This is a genomic window from Flavobacterium sp. IMCC34518, assembly GCF_027111095.2.
GTDB classification, from domain to species: domain Bacteria; phylum Bacteroidota; class Bacteroidia; order Flavobacteriales; family Flavobacteriaceae; genus Flavobacterium; species Flavobacterium praedii.
In genome coordinates this window covers 3,180,730-3,198,007 of the sequence record NZ_CP114284.2, presented here as the reverse complement: position 1 = coordinate 3,198,007, position 17,278 = coordinate 3,180,730, and the positions used below count along the sequence as shown (strand labels likewise).

Below are 17,278 nucleotides of genomic sequence, written 5' to 3'. Positions count from 1 at the left end.
TTGGGGTTAGATCTTGTTTTTAATGTGTTGTAAATGTACATTATTTTTTAAATATAAATTATAACTTTAACATAGAAATTAAGAAATTTATGATTTTTAAAATAATTATTTATCAGCTAAAAATCAATAAGTACAATTATTTTCTTGCTCTAAACATCTCTCGTTTTCCTGGGGGACCTGCAAGCTTTTCGACAGTAAAACCAACCTCTATCATGCTTCTTTTTACAACACCACGAGCTGCATAAGTCACTAATACTGAATTAGTTTTTAAAGCTTTATACATTTTTTCAAAAATTGCAGTACTCCATAATTCGGGTTGAACGCGATACCCAAACGCGTCAAAATAAATCAAATCAAATTTCTCAATATCATCAATTGATTCAAAAAACTGTTTTCTTTTTGTTAAAGAAAAACGTTCAGACAATTCCATTTTTTCTTCCCAATTTATAGCATGCATCTTTTCAAAAACAGCCTTAGAATCTGATGCTTCCAATTCTTCTAAATAGTTCATCGATTGTAGTTCTAAATCCGATATCGGATACGCTTCAACACCAACATAATCTATTGTTTGACTAAGTTTCTGAGCTTCCAAAAAAGTAATAAAAGCATTTAAACCTGTACCAAAACCAATCTCTAAAATAGCTATTTTTTGATTTGGAAATAATGCCAAACCATTTTTAATAAAAACATGTTTTGCTTCTTGTATTGCACCATGTTTTGAATGATAACACTCATTCCATTCTTTAATATGGATCGTTGTTGAACCATCCAATGTCTGTATAATTTCTCTTTCCAAAATATTTTTTTTGAAGCGATTTAGTTTTTTAAATCCCAATAATATTCCCAAAATTAATTAAAAGTATTTCTTATCGCTATTTATATCATAGAATATTTAAATATTTAATAGAATTTCATCTGAATTACTAAATAAATTTATACTATAAACAATTCACAAATAACCATTATAATTAATGATATTTTAGCAAGTATTTATATGATTTTTATTTAATTTTGCAAACAATATCTCAAGCAATAGAACGTATTTTTATTGCAACCGTTTTATTAACTAAACAACTATATATCTCAAAACAATTCAAGTAATAATTATGAGTACCACTCAAACCAACAAAATAGAAATAATAAAGGCTGCTACTTCAAAAATAAATGAAGTTGATTTTGATAATTTAAGCTTTGGAGCAGTATTTACTGATCATTTATTAGAATGTGACTACATTAATGGAGAATGGCAACAACCTGTTATAAAACCTTATGCTCCTTTTTTATTAGATCCTTCTGCCAAAGTATTCCATTATGGCCAAGCTATTTTTGAAGGCATGAAAGCTTACAGAGATAATAAGAATGATTTATGGCTTTTTAGACCCGATGAAAACTACAAACGTTTTAACACTTCGGCTGTAAGAATGGCCATGCCTGAAGTTCCTGAATATGTATTCATAGAAGGTTTAAAACAATTACTTAAATTAGATGAAGCTTGGGTAAAAAACGACAATGGTAGTACCATGTACATAAGACCTTTCATGATTGCAACCGGAACTGGAGTTGTCGCAAACCCATCCGAAGATTATAAATTCATGATTTTATTGTCTCCTGCAAAAGCGTATTACTCTGGAGAAGTAAAAGTATTAATTGCAGAGCATTACAGTAGAGCAGCAAACGGAGGTATTGGTGCGGCCAAAGCGGCAGGTAACTATGCTGCACAATTCTACCCAACAACATTAGCAAATAAACAAGGATTCCAACAAGTAATTTGGACAGATGACGCTACACATACCAAACTTGAAGAAGCAGGTACAATGAATGTGTTTTTCAGAATAAACGATACTTTAATTACAGCACCTGTAAGCGAACGTATTCTTGATGGTATTACAAGAAAAAGCCTTATAGACATGGCCAAAAAAGAAGGAATATCAGTAGAGGTTCGCCCAGTATTGGTTTCTGAACTAGTTGAAGCTTCTAAAAACGGAACTTTAAAAGAGATTTTTGGAGCTGGTACTGCTGCCGTAGTAAACCCTATTGCTGGTTATTCCTATAAAGATGTTTATTATGAGTTACCAAAAATAGAAAACTCTTATGCATCCCAATTGAAAGAAAAGCTAACAAACTTACAAAACAAACTAACCGAAGATACTTTTGGTTGGACAGTTAAAGTATAGTTTACAATTTTTAGATATAACAAAAAAGCGATTTTCATTTTGAGAATCGCTTTTTTTATGGATAATTACAAATACTAAATCAACTTAGAAAAATCAGGTTTAAAATAATTTGGCCCTTTCATCACTTTACCATCTTCACGATAAATAGGATTACCGTCTTCACCCAATTTACTCATATTAGACCGTTGAATTTCATCAAACACTTCCTCAATTTTATGCTGCAATCCGTGTTCGATAATGGTACCACAAAGAATGTACATCATATCCCCTAGCGCATCAGCAATTTCTACCAAATCATTATTTTGCACTGCTTCGAGATATTCTTCATTCTCTTCTTTCATCAAATTATAACGAAGTTCATTTTTGGCTTCGCCTAAACTAGCAATTGGAGTTTCGCTGTGTCCTATCCTAAATGCTGTATGAAATTCTTTGACAGCGTTGATTTGTTTTTGCATTCTATTTAATTATTGATTTGAAATGGAAAATTAACAACTATTTCTAAACTATTACCTAAATTTGTCAAAAAATATTTCAACATGTTCAGCCAAGGCCAACTAATATTTGCAGTTTGTTTTTTCATCGCTTTTGTAATAGCAATGATTTTTGCTTATCGAAAAGATGCTAATTTACATAAAGTTTTTTACAAAGGAAATTATAAAATCTTGATTGGTTTTTTGGTTTTTATAAGCTTATTATTTGTCATCAAAATTTACTTTAAACATTAATTTTTAAAATAATAATTTTCTATTATCCAAACAGAAGATTTAACCTGAGATTTCATATTATACGATTCCCAGTATCCCAAAAAAGAAAAACGTCCAACAATGTGGACGTTTTTCTGTTATAAATTTTCTATGTTCTAATTCTCTAAAGGAAGAAAACCATAAATTTTAGAATAGTTCAACATTTGCTCAGCAAATGTTTTTGGTTGCTCAATTGCTATCGAAATTATCGCTCCTTTTGCATTTACTTTTGGCACCAATACTGGATTTACAAAACCATTATAAGGAGCATCTGGAAATTGTTTATTCCGTTCCAATACTTCGGCATGAAGTATTTGATCCACTTTTACACCATAATTCTCAACCAAAGCTTTTCCTGCTTCAAAATCACCTTCCGATTTAATACGCTGTACTTCTTTTAATAACTGTCCAAATAGTTCGTGCAATTTATCATAATCTGTGATATTGAAATAGGTTTTCCCATTACGGGTAATTTTTTCGATTACATTGTCTTTTTTTCCTTTTTCAAAAACCCAAGAACTCACCATCTGGCGGTTTCGCATGTGGGCTTCCTCAATATCAGCTCCTAATTCAATTCGTACCAATTGCGTCATTAGTCCATTTCGAATATAATTATCATAACACTGCATCCCCAAATCTTTCCAATTATCAACCAAACCAATTTCTTGAATTTTTGGATTATATAAATAATACAAACCAACCAAATCAGCTCTTCCTTCTTCAAGAGCAGAAGAATAGTTTTTTAATGTTTGCTTTGGAGTCCCTACACCAGGATTAATTTGACCCGAAGCATGACCTACTACTTCATGTAAAGAAGTATGCAACTTACCTCCTAACTCTGCATATTTCTCGGCCAAACGTATTTCATCTGTATCGTTGGCAAACTCTTGCAATTTTCCTTTTCCACCAGCTTTAGAATAAGCGTCTATAATATTTCCTAATGAAACTGATTTAGAACCATAATCTGCACGAATCCAGTCTGCATTTGGCAAGTTTACACCAATTGGAGTACTCGGAGACGAATCACCCGATTCTCCAGCAACAACTACCGTTTTATAAGATACCCCAACTACATTTTTCTTTTTATGTTCCGGTGCCAATGGTGAATTATCTTCGAACCATTGCGCATTTTTAGAAACAACTTCCATCTTTTTAGACATATCAAAATCCTTTATTTGGACAATTCCTTCATAAGAACCTCTATATCCCAATGGATCATTATAAACTTCAATAAAACTATTAATATAATCAATATTCCCATCTGTAGCTTGCAGCCAAGCAATATTATAATCATCCCACGTTTTGAGGTCTCCAGTTTTATAATACTGAATTAAAAGCCCAATAGCATCACCCTGCTTTTTATTTTCGGCAACTGTTTGTGCTTTTTCCAACCAAAAAATAATTTTATCGATTGCAGCTCCATACATACCTCCACTTTTCCATACTTTTTCTTCTAATTCTCCTTTTGAATTTCGAACTAATTTTGAATTCAAACCAAAAGAATATGATTTCTTTGGATCTGGACTTTTCTTTAGAGCATAAAAAGCTTCAACATCTTGTTGAGTTATCCCTTTGTCATAAAAATTTATCGCTGAACCTTCTAATAAACCTTTTGAGGCATCTAGATTCACTCTTTTTGAATCAACGTTATTGAATAAAATTTCAACAATCTCAGGAGACAAAGACGTTTTAGTAGCTTTCAATAACGCATTAAAATAGACTATGGAAAAATCGGGCTTGATTTTTTCACTTGAATAATGATGGTGTATTCCGTTTGAAAACCAAACTCTTTTTAAATAAATTTCAAAATTTTTCCAATCATTTGAACTTTTATCTCCTTTATAATTTTGATAGATATTCTCTAATGCCTTACGAATTTTTAAGTTATATTTATAATGTTGATCCCACATTATATCACGACCAGAATTTCCTGCTTGAGTTAAATAATACACTAACTCTTGTTCCTTAAGAGTAAGATTTTCCCATCCTGGAATTTGATAACGTAAAACTTTTATGTCTGAAAACTGTTCCACAAAGAAATCAAATGGTACACTTTCATTAACTTTCATTGTTGACTTTTTATCATTTTGTGCAATCCCAACAATAGAAATTGCAAAAGTCATAGTGAGACAGGCTATTTTAATTAATTTCATTATTTTTTTATTAGATGTTAAACAAATAAATACACAACAAATATAATGATTCTTTAAATAAATAATAAAAACACAATTAAGAACAATTGCAATTATAGACAATTCGCAATTTAGAAAACACAGTTCAACAAAAAGACTTTAACAATTTATGAATTGATGTTGTAGTATAATTAATTAAATTTCTAACTTTACAACAGAAAAAAATCAAACCCAATTATGAGAATTATTAAATATCTTTTTCTTTTGTTTCTATTAAGTCTTGTGGCAATTACTGTATTTATTGCTACACAAAAAGGCAATTTTACAATTGAAGGTAATAAAATAATTCATTCTCCAAAAGCAACCGTTTTTAATTATGTCAATGATTATAAAAATTGGCAAAATTTTTGCTCGTGGATCTCAACAAACCCTACAATAAAAACTTCTTTTTCTCCAATTACATTCGGCAAAGGAAGTACGTTAAATTGGGAAAGCCCAAGCAATACAGGTAATCTTAAAACTTTATATACTAAAGGAAACGACAGCATTGTACAAAAAATGGAATTTAATGACGCTTCTTTTGATGTGTTTTTATCTTTTAAAGATACGCTAGGCGGTACAAAAGTGAGTTGGAAATCTAATGGTAAAATGGATTTTATGATGAAAGTAAATACATTTTTAACAGGAGGCACACAAAATTCCTTAACAAAACGCTTTGACAAAAGTTTAGCCAATCTTGATAAGACTCTTAATTTCGAAAACAATACGTTTAATGTAAAAATAAATGGTATTGTTAAAAAATTGGAGACTTTTTATTTAAGAGAAGCTTTTACCAGCAAAATTTCGGACATTACTCGAAATGCTAATGTAGTATTCCCTAAAATAGAAACCTTTTGCAAACAAAATAATATTGTTTTGAATGGTAAGCCTTTTATCATATACCACACTTATGATACAATACATAATTTAACTAAAGTTTCTTTTTGCATTCCTATTAAAGAACAAATATTTACAAGTCAAGGAAGTGAAATATTATCTGGAAAATTAACTGCTTTTGATGCTTTAAAAGTAAGCTTAACTGGCAATTACACCTATAAGGATAAGGCTTTAAAAGAAGCAACAACCTATTCAACCACTCACAATATCAAAACGGGATCAACATTTACCCATTTGGAAATATTTACAAGAGGCCAAAACGAAACCAAAAGTATTTCAAAATGGCTAACAGAGATCTATTTCCCATTACAGCCAAAAATTATCCCAAAAACTTTTAGACCAATAGTAAAAGACAGCCTTAATACTGCCCCTGCCCCAATTATCAAAGAAGATAAATCTGAATTTTAATTTATTCAATTCCCGATTAAACCTTTTGTATTTATTTGCATCTAAGTTTAAAAAAAGAACAAATTGCTGGAAGAAAAGGAATTCATTACTAGTTTATTGAACCCGAAAACGCAAAACGAAGCGTTTGAATTACTCCTACGCGATTATCAAAAACCGTTATACAATCATATACGAAACATCGTTTTAAATCACGATGACACCGATGATGTATTACAAAATACATTTGTAAAAGTATTTCAAAACCTGAAAAATTTCAAAGGTGAAAGCAAACTGTTTTCATGGATGTATCGTATTGCGACCAATGAAGCACTTACTTTTTTAAACCAAAAAGCAAGAAAAAGTGGGATTACATCAGTTGAATTACAAAATAAAGCAATAGATAATCTAAAGGCTGATATCTATTTTGATGGAAATGAAATTCAAATCAAATTACAAAAAGCAATAGCAACATTACCCGAAAAACAACAATTAGTCTTTAAAATGAAATATTTTGAAGAATTAAAATATGAAGAAATATCTGAAATAGTGGGAACATCGGTAGGTGCATTAAAAGCATCTTATCATCATGCAGTAAAAAAAATAGAAGCATTCGTAACCCTAAATTAAACCTTTTGAATACGAATTAGTCAAACGAGTATTATGAAAACATTTAAATTAGAAAACCAACCCAAAATAGAAACTGGATTTAAAACTCCAGACCATTATTTTGAGAATTTTTCAGCAAATATTATACAACAAATAAAGGAAGAACCGGTTACCAAAAAGAGCAATGTCATTTCTATTTTCAGAAAAAGAAAAAATACACTAATGGCTGTTGCTGCAGTTTTAGTATTCGGCTTAATGATTCCTGCTTTTTACCAAAATAGCACGAAAAATACTGAAATAGATTTAAATACTTTAGAAAACTATTTAGCAGAGGAAACACCAATAAATCAATACGAATTAATTGAAGATATTGAAACAAAAAAATTAATTGCAAACGAAAATAGCCTTGAAAAAGAAACACTGGAAGACCTATTAATTACCAATTCAAACCTTGAAAATTTGATCATTGAAAATTAAAACAAACAAATTACAAACTCTTCATACCAACATATTATGTATTTAAAAAATATTTACCCGATACTGCTTTTTATATTGTCCTTAAATATTCATGCACAAGGCGAACGTCTAAGAGAGAAAAAAGAACAAATAAAAGCAATGAAAGTAGCTTTTTTGACAAGTGAACTAGATCTTTCATCAAATGAAGCAGAGAAATTTTGGCCTATATACAACACTTACGATGACAAACAATTTGAATTGAGACATCAAAAAATGAAAAGCTATTTCAAAAGAATGGAAGAGGACGAACTCAATAAATTATCTGAAAAAGATGCTGCTATCCTTTTAAATCAGATAGAAAGCAATGAAGAAGATTTATTTAATTTAAGAAAAAAATTCATCATTAGCCTAAAAGGAATTTTACCTTCAGTAAAAATAATCAAACTTAGAAAAGCAGAAGAAGGTTTCAATAGAAAACTCCTTCAACAATACAGAGACAAGGCTCCAAAAAGGTAGTTTCGTTATTTCAACAAAAAAGTCCCGTTTTATAAATACATTATAAAACGGGACTTTTTTACTTAAAACGAATTCGTATCAATTTATTTCGACCTGCTGCAATTGCGACAGTATCGGACAAAAAACGAATAGTATATAAACTTGGATCTTTAGAAAATTGAATCCAATTTATACCTCCATCCGAAGAGTAATACAAACCAGAAGCTCCGACAACCACAATTCCTTTACTATCACTTTTTGGAACATATTGAACACAAGAAGCATATCCAAATCCCCCTCCGTTTCCTATAAGACCCCATGTTTTACCTCCATCTTTTGTTCTTGCTTTATTTTCAGTATTTTGATTCAATAATTCATAGTTCCCACCAGCAACAAAACCATTCTTTGCGTCATAAAAATCTGCCGTAAAAATTCCAGTCATTTGTTTACCTTGAACAATTGGTGTATCATAAACCGTCCAAGAATTCCCTTTGTCTGGAGAATAAAAAACCCTTGATTTCTTCCCTCCCGAAACAATCCATGTATCATTGCCTTTGATAACGATATTGGTATTACTAGCCGCAAAATGAGCTTCTCCTTCAGCAACTTTAGGTAATTTATCATCAGGTATTTTACGCCATGAATTACCTCCATCATTAGTTATAAGCACAGAAAGACAATCCTTTATAGGATCTCCAACAGCAATTCCCTCTTTATCATTCCAAAACTGCATGCTATCATAGAAAACTTTTTGATCTTTTTCTTGATAAACAAGTTTTACCTTTTTACCGTCTTTAGTGATTTGATAGAGTAAACCTGGATTAGCCACACTTAACACATAAATATGGATGGATGTTTTTGTAATACTTCTAAATTCTATTTCTAAAGCATCTTCAGTAATCGAATTCTCAAACTTTTGATTGGTTTTCAAATCAAAAAAACCAAATCTATTCTTGTCACCAGCATACCAAATTTTATCTTTATCCACCACAATTGCCCTAAGACTAATTTTATCTTGAAAAAGAGTATCAATTTTAATAGACCGAAAACAATTTTCTTCAATTTTTTTTTCATTTAAATTTTGAGCGTGTAAAAAATGCAAACCACTAAACAACAATGTACTTGCAAATATTTTTCTTATCATATCTTGATTATTTATTTTAAATATATAATATTATTAAAAAAACGTTGCTATAATTATTAATTTCTGGCACAGTTGTTGCTTATATCTCAAAACAAACCATTAACTCAAATTCGCCATGAAAACAAAATTACAATTAGCCGCCATTATCGCTTCCTTTTTTGCCTTTCAAATGAGTGCACAAAATAGAACAACTATAAATGCAATGAATTCTGAAATTAGCGATAATTTAGATTTAACAGCAGTATCGTCGATCTTTGGTGAATCTCAAAACTTAAGTGATTTCGAGAAACGCTTAAATGATCCTAAATTACAAATTTCAAATCTAGACTTAAATAACGACAATCGTGTTGATTATTTAAGAGTAATAGAATCTATAGAAAAAAGAACGCATATTATAATTATACAATCTATTATTGGTCGTGATTTATATCAAGATGTAGCTACTATTGAAATTGAAAAAGACAGACGCAATAATATTTCTATTCAAATAGTTGGTAATGCTTATATTTATGGACAAAATTACATTTACGAACCAGAATATTGCTATACTCCACAAATATTTACAACATTTTGGGCAGGCTTTTACAAACCGTATTATTCTAGCTGGACTTGGAATTATTACCCAACTTATTATTATGCTTGGAATCCATTTCCTGTTTACAGATACCAAAAAAACATCTATGGATGTGTAAATTACAACAACACATATAACTATGTAAGCTACAGAAGATGTAACAGGGCTCCATATATCTATAACTCATACAGCTGTAATAGTTATGAAAAACAATATCCTGAATATAATTTTTCAAGAAGAAACAGTAAAATATCAAATCGATATGAGTTAGATCAAAGAAGAACATATAATAACAACGGATTAAGAAATGAGCTAACTTATTCAAGAAATTATTCTGGTAATTCAAGAAACAACGGTAATTACAATTATAACAATAACTCACAAAGAGACTATTCTCAAAATAGAACTAACAATTCAAGAGAGATCAATACGCAAAGTGCATCACCGCAAAGGGATTATTCACAAAGTAGAACTAACAATTCAAGAGAGATCAATACGCAAAGTGCATCACCGCAAAGGGATTATTCACAAAGTAGAACTAGTACTTCAAGAGATGTTAACCCACAAAGTACATCAACGCTAAGGGATTATTCACAAAGTAGAACTAGTACTTCAAGAGATGTTAACCCGCAAAGCACAACATCGCAAAGAGATTATTCACAAAGTAGAACTAGCACTTCAAGAGATGTTAACCCGCAAAGCACAACAACTCAAAGGGATTATTCACAAAATAGAGCAAGTTCAACAAGGGAAGAAAACACCCAAAGATCAGAACCTCAAAGAGGTAACAATTATTCTTCAAGAAGCACAAACAGAAGAATTTAAATAATTATCAACATTAACAAAAAGGCTAATTATAACAGAATTAGCCTTTTTTATTATTTTAAAAATAAGTCCTCTTATTTTATTTAATTATAGTAAATTTGACGTGTTTTTATAAATAATATACATGAGCGCAACGCACAAAGACCTCCATAGCAAATTAACTTTAGGTGGTTTATTAGTTTCTTTAGGAATAATTTATGGAGATATAGGAACTTCTCCATTATACGTAATGAAAGCCATACTTGGCGATTATATTATCAATGCAGATGTAGTTTTGGGAGGCATCTCCTGTGTATTTTGGACTTTGACACTGCAAACTACAATCAAATACGTTTTAATTACATTAAGTGCAGACAATCATGGTGAAGGCGGAATATTTGCCTTATATGCCTTAGTAAAAAAGACCAAAATTAAATGGCTGATAGTCCCCGCGATTATAGGAGGTAGTGCTTTATTAGCCGATGGAATTATAACCCCTCCAATTTCTGTTTCTTCAGCAGTTGAAGGTATGAGAAGTTATTTCCCAGAAATAAACACTGTACCAATTGTTATCGGAATCTTGGTAGTACTTTTTACTATACAACAATTTGGCACAAAATTGGTAGGTAAATTTTTTGCGCCTTTGATGCTTATTTGGTTTGGAATGCTAGCCATTTTAGGCATTTACCAAATCACAATGCATCCTGAGGTATTCAAAGCCATTAATCCTTATTATGCTTACAATTTATTATCCATTCATCCAGAAGGTTTTTTTGTTTTAGGTTTTGTTTTCCTATGTACCACAGGAGCGGAAGCACTATATTCGGATATGGGACATTGTGGAAGAAAAAACATACGTATAAGTTGGATTTTTGTAAAATCTGCTTTAGTACTTAATTACTTTGGACAAGCCGCATATCTAATTCATCATGAAGGCGTTACTTTAAAAGCATTAGGTGGTGATTTTGCGAATCCTTTTTATTTAATAATGCCTTTATGGTTCAAACCTTTCGGTATTGTTATTGCTACAATGGCTGCAGTTATAGCTTCACAAGCTCTTATTTCTGGTTCATTCACACTAATAAATGAAGCCATGCGCTTGAGTTTTTGGCCTAAAGTTAAAATTAAATACCCAACAGAATTAAAAGGCCAATTATACATCCCTTCCATCAATTGGTTACTACTTTTGGGTTGTATTGGAATCGTATTGCATTTTGAAGAATCAAGTAATATGGAACATGCTTACGGTTTAGCGATTATTTTATGTATGATAATGACAACAATTTTGCTAAATTATTATTTAATCATGAAACGAGTAAAATGGTATTTCTTTGTGCCTCTAATTTCCATTTACTTATGCATTGAATTAAGTTTTCTAGCAGCAAATATCACAAAGTTTGCCGAAGGTGGATACGTAACACTTTTAATAGCCCTTATCCTAATTGGTATAATGACCGTTTGGTACAGAGCCAAACAAATTAATAAAAGCTACACTAAATTTGTGAAAATTGACGATTATAAAAAAGTTCTTAGCGAATTAAGTGCCGATTTATCTATTCCAAAATACGCAACCCATTTGGTTTATATGACAAATGCAAATCGCTCTGACGAAATAGAGGAAAAAGTAATGTTTTCTATATTACAAAAAAGACCTAAAAGAGCCGATATTTATTGGTTTGTTCACGTAAATATTTTGTCTGAACCCTATAAAACCGAATACAAAGTAAAAGAAATCTTAAAAGACGATTTATATAGAGTTGACTTTAATTTAGGATTTAGAGAACCTACAAAAATAAACCTAATGTTTAGGGAAGTTATTAAAGATATGGTGAAAAATGGCGAAGTTGATATCACAAGTAGATATGAATCCTTGAATAAAAACAACATCATTGGAGATTTCAAATTTGTATTGTCAGAAAAATTTCTTTCCAATGACAGTGATTTATTATGGCATGAAAAATTGATAATGAACTCCTATTTCTTTATTAAAAAATTAAGCCTTTCCGAAGAAAGTGCTTTTGGATTAGACAGTAGCTCTGTAAAAATCGAGAAATTCCCAATGGTGCTGCATCCACCAGAAAATATTGGACTAACGAGAGTTTATGTTAAAAACTAAAAAAATAAAAACACTGTTTACATGCAGTGTTTTTTTTTGATTAAAATATAAAACTTAGAATTAATCAATAAATAGTACCTTTGCAATTCAATTATTTAAAATGAGATTACACAGAAATTTAGTTTATACTACTATCGACGCCCTGAATGCTATTTTTAACGAAGGAGAATATGCAGACAAAGTAGTAGCACGATCCCTAAAAAAAGACAAACGTTGGGGAAGTTCAGATAGAAAATTTGTAGCAGAGACCATATACGAAATCGTACGTTGGAAAAGGTTATATGGCGAAATTGCAGAAGTCAAAGAACCTTATGACAGAGACAATCTTTGGAGAATGTTCTCTGTTTGGGCTGTATTAAGAGGATATCCTATTCCAGATTGGAGACAATTAGAAGGAACTCCAGAACGAAAAATAAAAGGTCGATTTGATGAACTATCAAAAGTAAGAGCCCTAAAGGAATCTATTCCGGATTGGATGGATGAATTAGGTGTAAAAGAATTAGGCGAAAAAGTTTGGGCAACAGAAATTGCAGCCCAAAATCAACCAGCTAAAGTTATTTTGAGAGTAAACACTCTTAAAACCACTAAAGAAAATCTTAGAGCTATTTTGATGGATTTAAACATCGAAACTGAGTTCTTAAAAGACCAACCAGATGCTCTAGTTCTAAAAGAAAGAGCCAATGTATTTCTAACCGATGCTTTTAAACAAGGATTCTTTGAAGTTCAGGATGCTAATTCACAATTAGTAGCGCATTTTCTGGATGTAAAACCGGGCATGAGAGTTGTAGACACTTGCGCTGGTGCAGGTGGAAAAACTCTTCATATTGCTTCTTTGATGGAAAACAAAGGACAATTGATTGCAATGGATTTATACGAAAGTAAACTAAAACAATTAAAAATTAGAGCCAAAAGAGACGGGGCTTTCAACATTGAATATCGCATTATAGACTCTACAAAAATCATCAAAAAACTTCATGAAAGAGCAGACAGGGTCTTGATTGATGCTCCTTGTAGTGGATTAGGTGTTTTAAAAAGAAATCCAGATTCCAAATGGAAATTAAAACCTGAATTCATAGATAACATTAGAAAGGTACAATCAGAAGTATTGGAAAGCTATTCTAAAATTGTAAAACCAGGCGGAAAATTAGTTTATGCAACTTGCTCTATTCTTCCTTCTGAAAATCAAGAACAAATTGCTCGTTTTCTAACAACAGATATTGGAAAACAATTTAATTTTATAAAAGACCAAAAAATATTGGCATCAGAATCTGGTTTTGATGGTTTTTACATGGCTTTGCTAGAGAGAAAGGTAATTTAGAAAGCAGTTTGCAGTTTATACACAAAATAGTCCTCAATTGAGGACTATTTTGTGTATACTTATATATTAAATATTGAAACTTTCTTATTAATCATTCATTGAAATCAAGAATTCATCGTTAGTTCTGGTTTGTTTGAAGCGATCATTTATCAAAGTCATTGCCTCAACAGGATTCATATCAGAAAGCATTTTTCGCATAATCCACATTCTTTGCAATGTTTTTGGATCCAATAATAAATCATCACGTCTTGTACTGGATGAAGTTAAATCAATAGCAGGGAATATTCGTTTATTCGCAATCTTTCTATCCAACTGCAATTCCATATTACCTGTTCCTTTGAATTCCTCAAAGATAACCTCGTCCATTTTAGAACCAGTTTCTGTTAGAGCAGTAGCTATAATACTCAAAGATCCCCCGTTTTCTACATTACGCGCGGCTCCGAAGAAACGTTTTGGTTTTTGCAACGCATTAGCGTCTACACCACCACTCAATACTTTACCAGATGCTGGTTGTACCGTATTATAAGCACGAGCCAAACGAGTAATTGAGTCTAATAAAATCACCACATCATGACCACATTCTACCAAACGTTTTGCTTTTTCAAGAACGATATTAGCAATCTTTACATGCTCTTGAGGTTCTCTATCAAATGTTGAAGCAATAACTTCTCCACGTACACTACGTTGCATATCTGTTACCTCTTCAGGACGCTCATCTATCAATAATACTATTAAATAAATCTCAGGATGATTTGCTGCAATTGCATTGGCAATTTCTTTCAACAGCATTGTTTTACCTGTTTTAGGTTGCGCCACAATCATACCACGTTGCCCTTTTCCTATTGGAGAAAACAAATCAATTATTCGGGTAGATATTGTGCTTTGTTTTTCGGCCAGTCTAAACTTTTCAGAAGGAAAAACAGGTGTTAAGTGTTCAAAAGAAACTCTATCACGAACTACTTGTGGATCATGACCATTAATTTTTAAAACACGTACAAGAGGAAAAAATTTTTCTCCTTCTTTTGGAGGACGTACAACACCTTTTACGGTATCACCAGTTTTCAATCCGAATAATCGAACTTGAGATGTAGATAAATAAATATCATCTGGAGAAGCCAAATAATTATAATCAGAAGAACGCAAAAAACCATAACCGTCTGGCATCATTTCTAACACACCTTCACTTTCTATAATACCATCAAACTCAAAATCAGCATCTTTGAAATTACTTTTTTTGTTCTTAAAATTTGGATTTTGATTGGGGTTTTGGTTGGGATTTTGATTAGGATTCCCATTTTGATTGGGATTTACTTTTGTAATTTGAGTTGGTCCCTTTTTATTCAATTGGCCTACTTCGCCAGTACGTTTGGATTCGTTTGGATTCCCTTTTTTTTCTGGAGTAGAACTTTCAACTTTTTCAACCGTTACTTCTATTTTACTATCCAAAGAAGTTTCTTCAACAACAGCAGTTTCTTTCAAAGCTTCCTTTTCTCTTTGCAAGGCCATTTTTTTCTCGTAGGCTGATTTACTAAACTTTACGACTTTTATATCTTTCTGGGGAGCTGGTTCACTCTCAGCAACATCACTTGTATCATTCGAAATAATTTTTTCCTTTTTTTGAGGTACCACAACCACTTCAGGTACTTCTATATTTTCATCATTTACGAATAAAGAAGGAGAATCTTTTTTTGGAGTGATTCCCTTTTTTACAGCCGTAATTCGAGCTCTTTTGGGTTTATCTTCCTCATTATTATTTTCTGATTTTTTGTCTATTATTGATTCTGATTCAACAGTAGCTGCTTGATGTTCTAAAATCTGGCTAATCAAAGTCTCTTTTTTAACACCGTTGAATTTTATAGTTTTAGCCGCTTTAGCTATTTCTTGAAGCTCAGCAAGCTTCATTTCTTTTAATACAGAAATATCAAACATGAATGTTCTATTTGTTTAATTAATTTGGAAATAATACAAAAGATTTTTTTTAGGTAGTATCTTATCTAAATGACCCGCAGTATGAAGTGCTTACGGAATTGTCATGCAATAATACAAATAAATTTTATCATACAATAGTATTTATTAAAAAGAAAATATATTTTTGTAAAACAATAGAAAGACATGATACAAAGAATTCAAACTATATATTTAATCCTAACCTTTTTGATAATAGGAATTTTGCCATTTATTTTTCCATTATGGGTATTAAAAGATGGCAAAGAATTTTATTTTATGCAAAATCAATTTTATGTGATTTTGTTAGGATTAAGTACTGCAATTACAATTTATAGTATAGTATCCTTTAAGAAAAGACAAACTCAATTTGTTGCTAACAGATTGAACATAATATTAAATTTGATTTTATTAGGATTATTTGTTTATCATTCACTAAATTTATCTGGAGAGACAGTAATTGTTTCTGAGAAAGGTATTGGGATGTTTCTACCTATCTTGGCTATCGTTTTCTTAGTTTTAGCAAACAAAGCCATCAAGAAGGATGAAGATCTTGTAAAATCTGTGGATCGATTGAGGTAAACCTATAAAATTAATTTATTAATGTGCGAAGAGAACCCGAATGAAATATTCGGGTTTTTTTATTCAAAAAACAATTTTAGAATATTTGTTAAATAAAAAAATTAGTACGTAATAAGAACCTTTTTTTTTATAAATTTGAATACAGTAATTGATAATATGACAAAGAATATTAGAATTCACCTCGCAGATGATCATCAAATAATTATCCACGGAATTCAAACCTTACTCCATACCGTCCCAAATTTTGAAGTAGTAGGTTTCTCTCTTAACGGGACTACTATTTTTGAAGATGTAACTAACAACAAAGCAGATGTTTTGGTGCTAGACATCAGTATGCCAGAAAAAGACGGCATTGAAGTAATTAAAGAATTTGCAGAAAAAGGTTTTCCGTGTAAAGTAATTATACTTTCAAGCTATGATGACTTAAAATTAATCAAAGAAATCATGGATTTGGGAGTTAGTGGTTATTTGACTAAACAATGTGCTGGCGATAGCATTATCGAAGCCGTGCAAGCTGTAGCTAATAATGAGGAATATTTTTGTGAATCCATTAGAGAAAAAATCTTTAGCAACGCCACTAGAAATAACCCAAAGTTAAATACATATAAACCCAATGTCAATCCATTATTAACAGAGCGTGAAATAGAAATCATCATTTTGATTGCTCTTGAATATAGTGGAAAAGAAATAAGCGAACAACTTTTCATAAGCACCAATACGGTAGAAACACACAGAAAGAATATTATGAAAAAATTAAGAGCAAAAAACACAATTGGGATTGTCAAATATGCCATGAACAATCATTTGATAATATCATAATTTCTTTAAAAAAAACTAATTTTTCATTTTTATTCATTGCAATTACTG

General features: G+C 31.0%; 16 protein-coding genes. 11 read left to right on the top strand and 5 right to left on the bottom strand.

Annotation, left to right across the window (positions count from 1 at the left end):
• Positions 1 to 136 precede the first annotated feature (136 nt).
• On the bottom strand, positions 137 to 796 hold the full coding sequence (gene mnmD / locus OZP06_RS13720) for a tRNA (5-methylaminomethyl-2-thiouridine)(34)-methyltransferase MnmD (RefSeq protein WP_269222359.1): 660 nt from the start codon (positions 794 to 796) through the stop codon (positions 137 to 139).
• 310 nt (positions 797 to 1,106) lie between these two features.
• On the opposite strand from mnmD, the gene OZP06_RS13715 reads away from it, so the two are divergent.
• The gene (locus OZP06_RS13715) at positions 1,107 to 2,174 is read left to right on the top strand and encodes a branched-chain amino acid aminotransferase (protein ID WP_269222358.1); all 1,068 of its coding nucleotides are present in this window, start codon (positions 1,107 to 1,109) and stop codon (positions 2,172 to 2,174) included.
• 74 nt (positions 2,175 to 2,248) lie between these two features.
• Here OZP06_RS13715 and OZP06_RS13710 read toward each other — a convergent pair whose 3' ends face one another.
• Positions 2,249 to 2,629: a nucleoside triphosphate pyrophosphohydrolase family protein gene (locus OZP06_RS13710; protein WP_269222357.1), complete on the bottom strand. Its 381-nt coding sequence runs from the start codon at positions 2,627 to 2,629 to the stop codon at positions 2,249 to 2,251.
• Positions 2,630 to 2,710: 81 nt separating this feature from the next.
• Between OZP06_RS13710 and OZP06_RS13705 the strand changes: the two genes are divergently transcribed.
• Positions 2,711 to 2,899, top strand: coding sequence for a hypothetical protein (locus OZP06_RS13705; RefSeq protein ID WP_269222356.1), 189 nt, complete (start codon positions 2,711 to 2,713; stop codon positions 2,897 to 2,899).
• A gap of 134 nt (positions 2,900 to 3,033) precedes the next feature.
• On the opposite strand, the gene OZP06_RS13700 is transcribed toward OZP06_RS13705, so the two are convergent.
• Entirely contained in the window at positions 3,034 to 5,070 is a 2,037-nt protein-coding gene (locus OZP06_RS13700) for a dihydrofolate reductase (protein ID WP_281323839.1), read from the bottom strand.
• A 216-nt stretch (positions 5,071 to 5,286) separates the two neighbouring features.
• Between OZP06_RS13700 and OZP06_RS13695 the strand changes: the two genes are divergently transcribed.
• From OZP06_RS13695 to OZP06_RS13680, 4 genes are all read left to right on the top strand, one after another.
• The gene (locus tag OZP06_RS13695; protein WP_269222355.1) at positions 5,287 to 6,393 is read left to right on the top strand and encodes a transcriptional regulator; all 1,107 of its coding nucleotides are present in this window, start codon (positions 5,287 to 5,289) and stop codon (positions 6,391 to 6,393) included.
• Between the two features lie 63 nt (positions 6,394 to 6,456).
• Positions 6,457 to 6,999: a sigma-70 family RNA polymerase sigma factor gene (locus OZP06_RS13690; RefSeq protein ID WP_269222354.1), complete on the top strand. Its 543-nt coding sequence runs from the start codon at positions 6,457 to 6,459 to the stop codon at positions 6,997 to 6,999.
• A gap of 33 nt (positions 7,000 to 7,032) precedes the next feature.
• Positions 7,033 to 7,455 (top strand): hypothetical protein, encoded by a 423-nt coding sequence (locus tag OZP06_RS13685; protein WP_269222353.1) that lies wholly within the window; start codon positions 7,033 to 7,035, stop codon positions 7,453 to 7,455.
• A 36-nt stretch (positions 7,456 to 7,491) separates the two neighbouring features.
• Positions 7,492 to 7,950 carry a sensor of ECF-type sigma factor gene (locus tag OZP06_RS13680; protein ID WP_269222352.1) on the top strand — a complete coding sequence of 153 codons (459 nt, stop codon included), beginning with the start codon at positions 7,492 to 7,494 and terminating at the stop codon, positions 7,948 to 7,950.
• Positions 7,951 to 8,008: 58 nt separating this feature from the next.
• Here OZP06_RS13680 and OZP06_RS13675 read toward each other — a convergent pair whose 3' ends face one another.
• Positions 8,009 to 9,073, bottom strand: coding sequence for an oxidoreductase (locus OZP06_RS13675; protein ID WP_281323838.1), 1,065 nt, complete (start codon positions 9,071 to 9,073; stop codon positions 8,009 to 8,011).
• Positions 9,074 to 9,188: 115 nt separating this feature from the next.
• On the opposite strand from OZP06_RS13675, the gene OZP06_RS13670 reads away from it, so the two are divergent.
• The 3 genes from OZP06_RS13670 (at position 9,189) to OZP06_RS13660 (ending at position 13,885) form a co-directional block, all read left to right on the top strand.
• A complete protein-coding gene (locus OZP06_RS13670) occupies positions 9,189 to 10,472 on the top strand; it encodes a hypothetical protein (protein WP_269222350.1) in 1,284 nt (427 codons plus the stop codon).
• A 124-nt stretch (positions 10,473 to 10,596) separates the two neighbouring features.
• The gene (locus tag OZP06_RS13665) at positions 10,597 to 12,567 is read left to right on the top strand and encodes a KUP/HAK/KT family potassium transporter (protein ID WP_269222349.1); all 1,971 of its coding nucleotides are present in this window, start codon (positions 10,597 to 10,599) and stop codon (positions 12,565 to 12,567) included.
• 100 nt (positions 12,568 to 12,667) lie between these two features.
• Positions 12,668 to 13,885: a methyltransferase domain-containing protein gene (locus OZP06_RS13660; protein WP_269222348.1), complete on the top strand. Its 1,218-nt coding sequence runs from the start codon at positions 12,668 to 12,670 to the stop codon at positions 13,883 to 13,885.
• An 87-nt stretch (positions 13,886 to 13,972) separates the two neighbouring features.
• Here the strand turns inward: OZP06_RS13660 and rho are convergent, their stop codons facing one another.
• Positions 13,973 to 15,814: a transcription termination factor Rho gene (gene rho, locus OZP06_RS13655; RefSeq protein WP_281323837.1), complete on the bottom strand. Its 1,842-nt coding sequence runs from the start codon at positions 15,812 to 15,814 to the stop codon at positions 13,973 to 13,975.
• A gap of 183 nt (positions 15,815 to 15,997) precedes the next feature.
• Between rho and OZP06_RS13650 the strand changes: the two genes are divergently transcribed.
• Together OZP06_RS13650 and OZP06_RS13645 are read left to right on the top strand one after the other, a co-directional pair.
• Positions 15,998 to 16,411 (top strand): DUF4293 family protein, encoded by a 414-nt coding sequence (locus tag OZP06_RS13650; RefSeq protein ID WP_269222347.1) that lies wholly within the window; start codon positions 15,998 to 16,000, stop codon positions 16,409 to 16,411.
• 156 nt (positions 16,412 to 16,567) lie between these two features.
• A complete protein-coding gene (locus tag OZP06_RS13645; protein ID WP_269224618.1) occupies positions 16,568 to 17,230 on the top strand; it encodes a response regulator transcription factor in 663 nt (220 codons plus the stop codon).
• Positions 17,231 to 17,278 lie beyond the last annotated feature (48 nt).

Bases quoted from the DNA above. Each gene is read 5' to 3' on its own strand.
- OZP06_RS13715 (WP_269222358.1), top strand. From the start codon at position 1,107: ATGAGTACCACTCAAACCAACAAAATAGAAATAATAAAGGCTGCTACT.
- OZP06_RS13710 (WP_269222357.1), bottom strand. From the start codon at position 2,629: ATGCAAAAACAAATCAACGCTGTCAAAGAATTTCATACAGCATTTAGG.
- OZP06_RS13705 (WP_269222356.1), top strand. From the start codon at position 2,711: ATGTTCAGCCAAGGCCAACTAATATTTGCAGTTTGTTTTTTCATCGCT.
- OZP06_RS13700 (WP_281323839.1), bottom strand. From the start codon at position 5,070: ATGAAATTAATTAAAATAGCCTGTCTCACTATGACTTTTGCAATTTCT.
- OZP06_RS13695 (WP_269222355.1), top strand. From the start codon at position 5,287: ATGAGAATTATTAAATATCTTTTTCTTTTGTTTCTATTAAGTCTTGTG.
- OZP06_RS13685 (WP_269222353.1), top strand. From the start codon at position 7,033: ATGAAAACATTTAAATTAGAAAACCAACCCAAAATAGAAACTGGATTT.
- OZP06_RS13680 (WP_269222352.1), top strand. From the start codon at position 7,492: ATGTATTTAAAAAATATTTACCCGATACTGCTTTTTATATTGTCCTTA.
- OZP06_RS13675 (WP_281323838.1), bottom strand. From the start codon at position 9,073: ATGATAAGAAAAATATTTGCAAGTACATTGTTGTTTAGTGGTTTGCAT.
- OZP06_RS13670 (WP_269222350.1), top strand. From the start codon at position 9,189: ATGAAAACAAAATTACAATTAGCCGCCATTATCGCTTCCTTTTTTGCC.
- OZP06_RS13665 (WP_269222349.1), top strand. From the start codon at position 10,597: ATGAGCGCAACGCACAAAGACCTCCATAGCAAATTAACTTTAGGTGGT.
- OZP06_RS13660 (WP_269222348.1), top strand. From the start codon at position 12,668: ATGAGATTACACAGAAATTTAGTTTATACTACTATCGACGCCCTGAAT.
- rho (WP_281323837.1), bottom strand. From the start codon at position 15,814: ATGTTTGATATTTCTGTATTAAAAGAAATGAAGCTTGCTGAGCTTCAA.
- OZP06_RS13650 (WP_269222347.1), top strand. From the start codon at position 15,998: ATGATACAAAGAATTCAAACTATATATTTAATCCTAACCTTTTTGATA.
- OZP06_RS13645 (WP_269224618.1), top strand. From the start codon at position 16,568: ATGACAAAGAATATTAGAATTCACCTCGCAGATGATCATCAAATAATT.